The following is an 8,774-nucleotide window of genomic DNA, read 5'->3' as shown; positions in this document are numbered from 1 at the left end:
CAATCAAAGCCTAAATCATCTAAATCACCACGATCCAAACTAGTCAAAGCGGTTACCGCTAAAACCTTAAGATCGCCTTTATTTTCAGCTGCTTTTTCCATTAAGCCTTGATTACCATGAATGGTGGCAAAGGTTGCGCCTGTCTGGCTCAAACGGGCAATGGTTCTACCCACAGTTTCTGGCACATCAAAAAACTTAAGATCAACAAATACTTTTTTGTCTTTAGCAATTAACCAGTCCATTAACTCAAAGTATTGGCCTGTCATTAGCAACTCCATGCCAATTTTATAAAAATTAACACTGTCATCCAACTGATTGACTAAATCTTTAGCCTGTGCAACTTCTGGCACGTCCAATGCAAAAATCAATCTATCTTCAAGTTTAATGTCTTTCATGCTTATTCCTATTTAAAAAATACTGCCACCAGAATAGCCATTTTCATTGGCTTTTCTGATCCAAAATTTTGATTGCTCAATATCCTTATCGACTGACTTCGCTAAGGCGTAAAAAATGCCCAAATTATACTGTGCTTTTGCATAATCTTGGTCAGCAGATTTCTGATACCATTCAAATGCTTGTGGTAAGTCTTTATCGACCCCCATCCCCAAATCATAACAAAGCGCTAACTCATACTGTGATTGAGCATCGCCTTGCTTTGCAAGATCACTTACCTGCTCAAAAGTTTTTTTTATTTCCACGGATTATTTTGGCGAAACTTCAACCTTAATCTTAATACGATCACCATAAGGTTTGTTTTTAGTTGTGTAGGTAAATGTACGACCATCATACTCATACTCAACGCGGTAATGGCTTAAGCGCTTTTGTGTTTCTGAGCGGTACTTGGTTTCGCACACTTCACGACTCACCACTCGACCTGTTTTGGCTTTAGCCAGCTCATCATCATGCGCAAGAGAAGCACCCAATAAAGCACCTGCTACTGTCAATGCATCTTTGCCATCACCACCACCAAACTGATTACCAATCAGTCCGCCAAATAATCCGCCCACAATTTCATTGGTGGCAGAGCCATCACTATCGCCTTGATAAAACTCCTTAATATAACAATCTTGATACGGCTCACGAATGGTATGTGTTTTGTATATCTTATCCACAGAATTAACTGTCGCTGTGTCTGTATAGCTACCGGCAAATGACATTGATGATATTAACAACAAAGGCATAACACTTATTGTTTTTAAATTCATTTTTTTTCACTCCAATTTTTACGTGTAATATGGTTATTATTGTACGCTTAATCAACCAGTTTATTACATGGACTTAAAGACACTTTATTACATACATGATCCAATGTGCTCTTGGTGCTGGGGATTTGAAAAGACTTGGGAGCAAGTTAAAAAAGCATTGCCAGATGATATTAACATTCAGCACATACTTGGTGGATTGGCGCCAGATTCTAGTGAAATTATGTCAAATGAAATGCGTGAATATATTCAAAAAAATTGGCAAAAAATCGAAATGACCATTCCTGGCACTAAATTCAACCATGATTTTTGGAAAAACTGCCAACCCAAGCGCTCTACTTACCCCGCTTGTCGTGCAGTGATCGCTATTAGAGAGCAAAATCCTCAATTAGAGGTAAAAATGACTCAATTAATTCAACAATCTTACTATTTAGACGCTCAAAATCCATCAGAAACAAATACTCTGATTGCACTGGCCGATCAACTAGATATCGATATTAAAAAATTTGGAAAAAACCTAAATAGCGAAAAAATACAGTTATTATTACTTAAAGATATCGCATTAATGCGCTCACTCGGTGTCAATAGCTTTCCATCATTAGTACTGAAAACAAAATCAAACTTAAAGCCAATTAGCATTGATTACAATAATGCCAATACAATTATTAGCCAAATCTTAGCTTAGATTTACTCGATAATAGTACACTTGCCTTCGTAGCTCAGCTGGATAGAGCAGCCGCCTCCTAAGCGGCAGGTCAGCCGTTCGAATCGGCTCGAGGGCACCATAATTATTGTACTACGGCGCGGGATTGAAAAACTTTAAATGAATAGCTTCAATCGCTTGCTCAACCTCATCACTCCATTCAAAATTAATAGCATTAATATTTTCTGTGAGCTGATCCATATTGGTGGCACCAATAATGCTGCTGGCACAGAACCAACGTGAATAAGTAAATGCGAGTGCGAGTGTGGCTGGTGTAATGTTTAATTCTTGAGCTAAAGCCGCGTAAGCTTTAATCGCAGGCTCAACGCTAGGTTTTTCATAGCGTTGAGCAAATCCGTCAAAATCATTTACTCGCCCCTGAGCTTTTGGATCGTTGATATATTTTGCACTGAGGTGGCCAAATGCCATAGGAGAGTAAGCCAAAAATGGCACATTTTCACGATAGCCCATTTCTCTGAGTGATGAGTCATAAGTGCGATTAATCAAATTATAGGCATTTTGCATACTTACCACTCTTGGCAGGCTTTCTCGTTCTGAGGTATTTAAAAACTGCATCAAACCCCAAGGCCATTCATTAGACAGACCAATATGTCTAATTTTCCCCTCATTGATTAGCTCAGATAAAGCCTGTAGCGTTTCAGCAAAATCGGTGTATTCTCGCTCTTGCTCTGGATTAAACAAATATTGGCCAAACATCGGTGTGTTGCGCTCAGGCCAATGCAGCTGATACAAATCAATATAGTCTGTTTGTAGGCGCTTAAGCGACCCTTCCACAGCACTACGCAAATTGGTACGATTAAAGGCATGCTCACCATCTCGAACCCAAGGCATGCCGCGTGCACTGCCAGCTGCCTTGGTAGCTAAAATAATTTTATCTCTTGGATTTTTTTTAATCCAACTACCCACAATGCTTTCGGTGGAATAGACAGTGTTTTCACGTGGCGGCACAGGGTACATCTCAGCGGTATCAATAAAGTTTATTCCTTGATCTGTCGCATAATTAAGCTGCTGATGCGCTTCTTTTTCAGTATTTTGCTGACCAAACGTCATGGTTCCAAGGCAAATATTTGACACCACTAAATCACTACTACCAAGCTGAGTATATTTGACCATCATCTGAATAAGTTTTTAAAATGCGATATATTAACATGATAAGCAATATTTAAGCTGTACTGTTAGCTGTATACTGATATTTAAATTGAATCAGTCCGTACATTGTGAGTCGCATTAATTTACTAGATAAAAACAATAATTTTAATATTTTGTTAGCCGGAATTATAGGTCTGTTTGTTGGTGTTGGTGTCGCTCGCTTTGCTTATACATCGCTACTACCTTCCATGTTGGCCGACCAAGCTTTGTCGCTCACTTTCTCTGGTATCTTGGCTTCAACTAATTACGTTGGTTATTTGCTGGGTGCGCTATTTGCCGTTTTTATAAAAGATATTAATACTAAAATTAAATACTTCAGATTTGGCTTAATTCTGTGTGTTATTACAACGATTATTATGGGGATTACCACCTCTGATTTATGGCTAATCTTTAGTAGAATCTTGGCAGGTTTTGGTGCGGCTATGACACTGGTTGTGGGTGCAGCAATTGTTATGGTTAAGCTTGACTTTAAAGATAAAACCAAAGCAATGGGGATTTACTTTTCTGGCATTGCCATTGCCTTGGCACTGGCAGATGTTATTGCCAGATTGGTTTTAACTGAAAATTCTTGGCAAGCCTCTTGGCTAATGCTAGCACTTAGCGCCGCACTAGTCTCACCTTATCCTTGGTATATTTTATCCAGCCATCAAAAAATTCAGGCAAACACAGTCACCCACACCTTGAACAAAAAATTGTTTTCTAGTTTTGTAATCATCTTAATTTTGGCTTATTTTACCGAAGGTGTAGGGATGGTGGTTCAAGGCACTTTTTTACCAACCATTATTCAATCACTGCCAGGGCTCGAGTCTTTTGCTGGCTCAACTTGGTTATTAGTGGGCCTAGCTGGAATCCCTTCTTCAATTATTTGGATGCGTCTAGCGCATCAACATGGCAGTGTTAATATTATCATCATTGCCATGAGTATTCAAATAGTTGGTATTTTGATCCCAACTTTAAGTCACAATCTTTATTTAAATCTATTATCTGGTATTTTGTATGGTGGCACGTTTGTAGGGCTAGTGGCACTTTTTATGCATTTAGGCGGTAAGATTGCTGGTGATAATCCAGTTATGCTAATGGGTGCTCTCACCGTTGCCTACGGTATTGGGCAAGTAAGCGCACCTTTATACGCTGTAACACTAACTGAGCAATCGGGTAATTATAATCATGCACTGTACGTGACGGCCGCCCTTGTATTCAGTGGTGTACTCATGCTTTTGATAACCAAAATAGTTGGCATTAAGCCTAATACACAGTAGTTTTTAGTCGTACAATACATTTAACTAACCACAAAACTGAATTATGCATCAAAAACTCGACACCAAGGCCTTGGCACTCTCTTTAGGAGTTCTATGGTCATTGGCAATATTGTTCATCTCGATTGTGGCTCTATTTTCTGATAGCTATTTACATAATATAACCAGCTTTTTTTCAAGCATTTATCTAGGCTATTCACTCAGCTTGACAGGAATCTTAATTGGTATGGTGTGGGCATTTGTTGATGCTGCTATTGGTGGCTTAGTTTTGGCATGGCTATATAACAAACTAGTGAAATAACCAAGCACCTAGGTATAATTAATTTCATATTAAATACTTAGGTTAGCAGTATGTCGGGCAATTCTTTTGGAAAATTATTTACAATCACCACAGCGGGTGAATCTCACGGCGAGTCTTTAGTTGGTATTGTTGATGGCTGCCCTCCTGGAATGGATCTTTGCGAAGCTGATTTACAAGGCGATTTAGACCTAAGAAAGCCAGGTACTTCTCGCCATACGACACAGCGTCGTGAAGAAGATTTAGTCAAGATTTTATCAGGCACCTTCGAAGGTAAAACTACAGGCACCTCTATCGCATTGATCATTCAAAACACTGATCAACGCTCTAAAGATTATGGCAATATTGCCAACACTTTCCGCCCAGGCCATGCTGACTATACTTATGATCAAAAATATGGCTTTAGAGATTATCGTGGTGGTGGTAGATCATCTGCCAGAGAAACTGCAATGCGTGTTGCTTGTGGTGGTATCGCCAAAAAATACTTAAAAGAAAATTTAGGCATTGAAATTAAAGGCTATTTAAAACAACTCGGGCCCATTGAAGCTGAAATGCTAGATTGGTCTGAAGTACACAACAATCCATTTTTCTGCCCTGATGCCAGTAAAGTTACAGAGCTGGAGGAATACATGGACGCCCTGAGAAAATCTGGCGATTCAATTGGTGCTCGTGTTAATGTGGTTGCTACTAATATGCCTGTAGGGCTTGGTGAACCAATCTTTGATCGTATTGAGGCTGATGTAGCCCATGCAATGATGAGTATCAACGCCGTTAAAGGTGTGGAAATTGGCGCTGGTTTTGAATCAGTTATTCAAAAAGGCACAGAGCACCGTGATGCGATTACCATAGACGGATTTAAATCCAATCATGCTGGTGGCACATTGGGTGGTATTACTTCTGGCCAAGATCTATTAGTATCAATGGCGCTTAAACCTACTTCTAGCTTGCGCCTGCCAATTGAAAGTATTGATAAAGACGGCAGTCCAATTGAGGTTGTCACCAAAGGTCGTCATGATCCTTGTGTTGGCATTCGCGCAACACCAATTGCCGAGGCTATGCTAGCAATGGTGATTATGGATCATGTGATGCGCCATCGTGCACAAAATACTAACGTCAAGTCTTCAACGCCTGTTGTACCAGGTTCTAGTACATAATTAATTTTTACTTTAAATTCACCAACAAGGAAAAACATGCTGTTTTCATTGATTAATAAATACGCCTCTACAAATCCTAAAAATGATATTTTATCGGGCCTAACCGTTGCTTTGGCACTAGTACCTGAAGCGGTGGCTTTTGCCATAATTGCAGGTGTTAATCCGCTGGTTGGTTTGTACGCCGCATTCACTATTGGCTTAGTGACATCAATCGCAGGTGGTCGCCCAGGTATGATTTCTGGCGCAACTGGTGCGGTAGCTGTGGTGGTTGCCCCTCTAATTGCCATGATTCTTGAACAAGGTGGGACACTCGAACAAGCCACGGAATACTTATTCGCCGCAGTAATTTTGGCCGGAATTTTTCAAATATTATTTGGTGTACTTAAACTGGGTAAGTTCATCCGTCTAGTACCTCATCCTGTATTTTTAGGCTTTGTAAATGGTATTGCCCTGGTTATCTTTGCTGGGCAAATCAAGCAGTTTGAACTCGAAGACGGCACATGGATTACTGGCGAGCCACTATTAATTATGCTGGCTATTGCTGCAATAACCATGGCAGTCATTCATTTCTTGCCAAAAATTACCAAGACTGTACCTGCAATCTTGGTTGCTGTTATTGCTGGAACTATCGCAGTAATCGCCCTAGGTATCGAAACACGCACTGTTGGTGATATAGCCTCTATTAAAGGTGGCCTTCCTCCATTCCACATCCCTGACGTGCCATTTGATTTAGAAATGCTACAGGTAATATTGCCATTTGCAATAACAATAGCAGCGGTTGGCTTAATTGAAAGCCTGTTAACTTTAAATCTTGTTGACGACCTAACAGAAACCACAGGACAGCCAAATCGTGAAAGTATTGGTCAAGGTCTTGCAAACTCAGCAACTGGTCTTTTTGGTGGCATGGGTGGTTGTGCTATGGTGGGTCAAAGTATTATTAATGTCAAATCAGGCGGTCGCGGTCGTCTATCAGGCATTGTTGCTTCTCTAGCATTGTTAGTATTTATTGTTTACTTATCTGAATACGTTGAGATGATTCCTATTGCTGTATTGATTGGCGTAATGATGATGGTGGTTATTGGAACATTCCAATGGTGTACGTTGAAGTTATTTGGCAAGATTCCAGTACTCGATATTATTGCTGGAATATCAGTAGCAGTAATCACTCTATGGACCAGTGACTTAGCCTTAGCAGTGGTTGTTGGTGTAATTTTATCCGCCCTATCTTTTGCCTGGGAATCAGCCAGTAAGATTTACATCAAGAAAGAACAAAATGATCATGGTGATAATGTCTACAAAATTACAGGCACTTTATTCTTTGCCTCAAAAGAACACTTCCAAGAATTATTTGATCCTAAATCAGATACAGATGATGTGTATGTTGATTTTGGAGATGCTAGAGCATTAGATCACTCTGCCATTCAAGCGATTGATAAATTAGCCGAGCGTTATAAAAGAGTAGGAAAAACTCTACACCTTCAACATTTAAGCGCCGAATGCCGACTACTATTAAAAACTGCTAAAAACTTGGTTGAGGTTAATATTTTAGAAGATCCAAAGTACCATGTCGCTGACGATAAATTGTCTTAATTCGTTTTAGTAGTTAAGGTTTACATTGCTCCTTGATAAATATGGCCATTTACTTTATATTAGATTCTTTAGTTTCATTTATTATCTGGGGAGAGGTATGAAAAATACATTATTAGCCGCACTGCTAGTGTCAAGTGGCGCCATGGCCAATCAGCCATTCCAAGATGCTTTTTTTAATAATAGTGTCTGGTCAAACTTTAACAAGCAATTTCAACAATTTAACAATGAAGTGCGTGCTACACAAAATCAAAGCATGTTTGGCGCACAAACTAAACGTTTTTTTGATCGCCAATCTAATCGATACATGATTGAAGTTGAAGTTAATGGCTTAGCCAAAGAAAACCTAGATATAACCAGTAAAGATGGCATGATCCATATTAATGGTAATGTGCAAAAAACTGAACGGACAAACAACAGTTCTCGCACTTCATCAAGTAAATTCTCACAATCTTATTCATTACCTGTTGATGCGGATACAAACAATATTAACGCAGAGTTTAAAGACAATTGTCTGATTATTTCCATTCCAAAACTGGCAAAAATAACCCCTTTAGTTAATAAAATAACTGTTTACTAAAAGTCTTACTTACCCTTTTCTTCACCCCAAAGTACTTTATGCATCTGCACTTGCATGCGCACATTTAGTTGAGATTCAAGAACCCAATTAGCTAATTGGGTTGGGGTTATTTGATCAAATACAGGGGAGAATAACACGCCCGCCTGAGTTGGGTATTGGCTTAAGATATCGACACTCCAGTCAAAATCATGGCGCGATCCAATCACAAATTTAAGCTGATCTTTGATTTGTAACTCCTTAATATTGCTATACAAATTTTGCCCCGCTTCATTTGAGCTAGGGGTTTTAACATCCATAACAATAGAAACACCCGGATTTACCTCTTTTATATCAATACTGCCACTGGTCTCTAGTGACACTTGATAGTTGTTTTTTATCAGTGTATCTAGCAAAATATGGCAATTAATTTGTGCCAACGGCTCGCCACCTGTAACACAAACATAGCGAGTGTTATACTGAGAAACTTCACTCATAATTGTATCTATACTCATGAGATTATTACCCTTAAAAGCATACTCAGTATCGCAATAAGTGCAGCGCAAAGGACAGCCTGTTAAGCGGACAAAAATACTTGGCAATCCTACCTCTCTTGCCTCGCCTTGCAGTGAATAAAAAATTTCAGTAATGTTTAAATCGGTATTCATAAGGCTGCTTTAAATTGAGAATCTTTTAATTTCTTTATCTGGTTACGCACCTCGCCAGCACGCTCAAACTCTAGATCACTGGCCAGTTTGTACATTTGCTTTTCTAATAGCTTAATTTCTTTAGCCAGCTGCACAGGAGACAATTGAACCACCATTTGCTCATCACTATTTTCTTCTATG

The 8,774-nt window shown here is 39.3% G+C and carries 12 protein-coding genes and 1 tRNA gene; 7 read left to right on the top strand and 6 right to left on the bottom strand.

All coding sequences use genetic code 11. From position 1 onward, the window contains the following. The 3 genes from ABNR88_RS06455 to ABNR88_RS06445 form a co-directional block, all read right to left on the bottom strand. On the bottom strand, positions 1–395 hold a 395-nt coding region (locus ABNR88_RS06455), incomplete at its 3' end, for an orotidine 5'-phosphate decarboxylase / HUMPS family protein (protein WP_348670199.1). Between the two features lie 12 nt (positions 396–407). Further along, positions 408–698: a tetratricopeptide repeat protein gene (locus ABNR88_RS06450; protein ID WP_291926112.1), complete on the bottom strand. Its 291-nt coding sequence runs from the start codon at positions 696–698 to the stop codon at positions 408–410. A gap of 3 nt (positions 699–701) precedes the next feature. After that, positions 702–1,205, bottom strand: a complete 504-nt coding sequence (locus ABNR88_RS06445) for a glycine zipper 2TM domain-containing protein (RefSeq protein WP_291926110.1) — start codon at positions 1,203–1,205, stop codon at positions 702–704. A gap of 67 nt (positions 1,206–1,272) precedes the next feature. On the opposite strand from ABNR88_RS06445, the gene ABNR88_RS06440 reads away from it, so the two are divergent. Both ABNR88_RS06440 and ABNR88_RS06435 read left to right on the top strand, forming a co-directional pair. Then, on the top strand, positions 1,273–1,887 hold the full coding sequence (locus ABNR88_RS06440; RefSeq protein WP_291926107.1) for a DsbA family protein: 615 nt from the start codon (positions 1,273–1,275) through the stop codon (positions 1,885–1,887). Positions 1,888–1,910: 23 nt separating this feature from the next. Further along, positions 1,911–1,987: transfer RNA gene (locus ABNR88_RS06435), tRNA-Arg, on the top strand. An 11-nt stretch (positions 1,988–1,998) separates the two neighbouring features. Here ABNR88_RS06435 and ABNR88_RS06430 read toward each other — a convergent pair. After that, positions 1,999–3,042, bottom strand: coding sequence for an aldo/keto reductase (locus tag ABNR88_RS06430; RefSeq protein ID WP_348670198.1), 1,044 nt, complete (start codon positions 3,040–3,042; stop codon positions 1,999–2,001). A gap of 101 nt (positions 3,043–3,143) precedes the next feature. Between ABNR88_RS06430 and ABNR88_RS06425 the strand changes: the two genes are divergently transcribed. From ABNR88_RS06425 to ABNR88_RS06405, 5 genes are all read left to right on the top strand, one after another. Continuing rightward, positions 3,144–4,334: a YbfB/YjiJ family MFS transporter gene (locus ABNR88_RS06425; protein ID WP_291926102.1), complete on the top strand. Its 1,191-nt coding sequence runs from the start codon at positions 3,144–3,146 to the stop codon at positions 4,332–4,334. A gap of 43 nt (positions 4,335–4,377) precedes the next feature. Beyond that, positions 4,378–4,632, top strand: a complete 255-nt coding sequence (locus ABNR88_RS06420) for a bacteriophage holin (RefSeq protein ID WP_291926099.1) — start codon at positions 4,378–4,380, stop codon at positions 4,630–4,632. Between the two features lie 50 nt (positions 4,633–4,682). Beyond that, complete coding sequence (gene aroC, locus ABNR88_RS06415) at positions 4,683–5,783, top strand: chorismate synthase (protein ID WP_291926096.1); 1,101 nt, start codon at positions 4,683–4,685, stop codon at positions 5,781–5,783. Between the two features lie 36 nt (positions 5,784–5,819). Continuing rightward, positions 5,820–7,373, top strand: a complete 1,554-nt coding sequence (locus tag ABNR88_RS06410; RefSeq protein WP_291926094.1) for a SulP family inorganic anion transporter — start codon at positions 5,820–5,822, stop codon at positions 7,371–7,373. Positions 7,374–7,470: 97 nt separating this feature from the next. After that, on the top strand, positions 7,471–7,950 hold the full coding sequence (locus ABNR88_RS06405; RefSeq protein WP_291926091.1) for an Hsp20/alpha crystallin family protein: 480 nt from the start codon (positions 7,471–7,473) through the stop codon (positions 7,948–7,950). Between the two features lie 5 nt (positions 7,951–7,955). Here ABNR88_RS06405 and queE read toward each other — a convergent pair whose 3' ends face one another. After that, positions 7,956–8,594, bottom strand: coding sequence for a 7-carboxy-7-deazaguanine synthase QueE (gene queE / locus ABNR88_RS06400; protein WP_291926089.1), 639 nt, complete (start codon positions 8,592–8,594; stop codon positions 7,956–7,958). Then, positions 8,591–8,774, bottom strand: a 184-nt coding sequence (locus tag ABNR88_RS06395) for a UvrB/UvrC motif-containing protein (protein ID WP_348670197.1), incomplete at its 5' end; no start/stop codon positions are given. The genes ABNR88_RS06395 and queE, both read right to left, overlap by 4 nt.

Source organism: uncultured Candidatus Thioglobus sp., from assembly GCF_963981275.1.
In the GTDB taxonomy this organism is placed as follows: Bacteria; Pseudomonadota; Gammaproteobacteria; order PS1; family Pseudothioglobaceae; genus Thioglobus_A.
The sequence above is the reverse complement of the archived record's forward strand: the minus strand, read 5'-3'. Positions and strand labels throughout refer to the sequence as shown.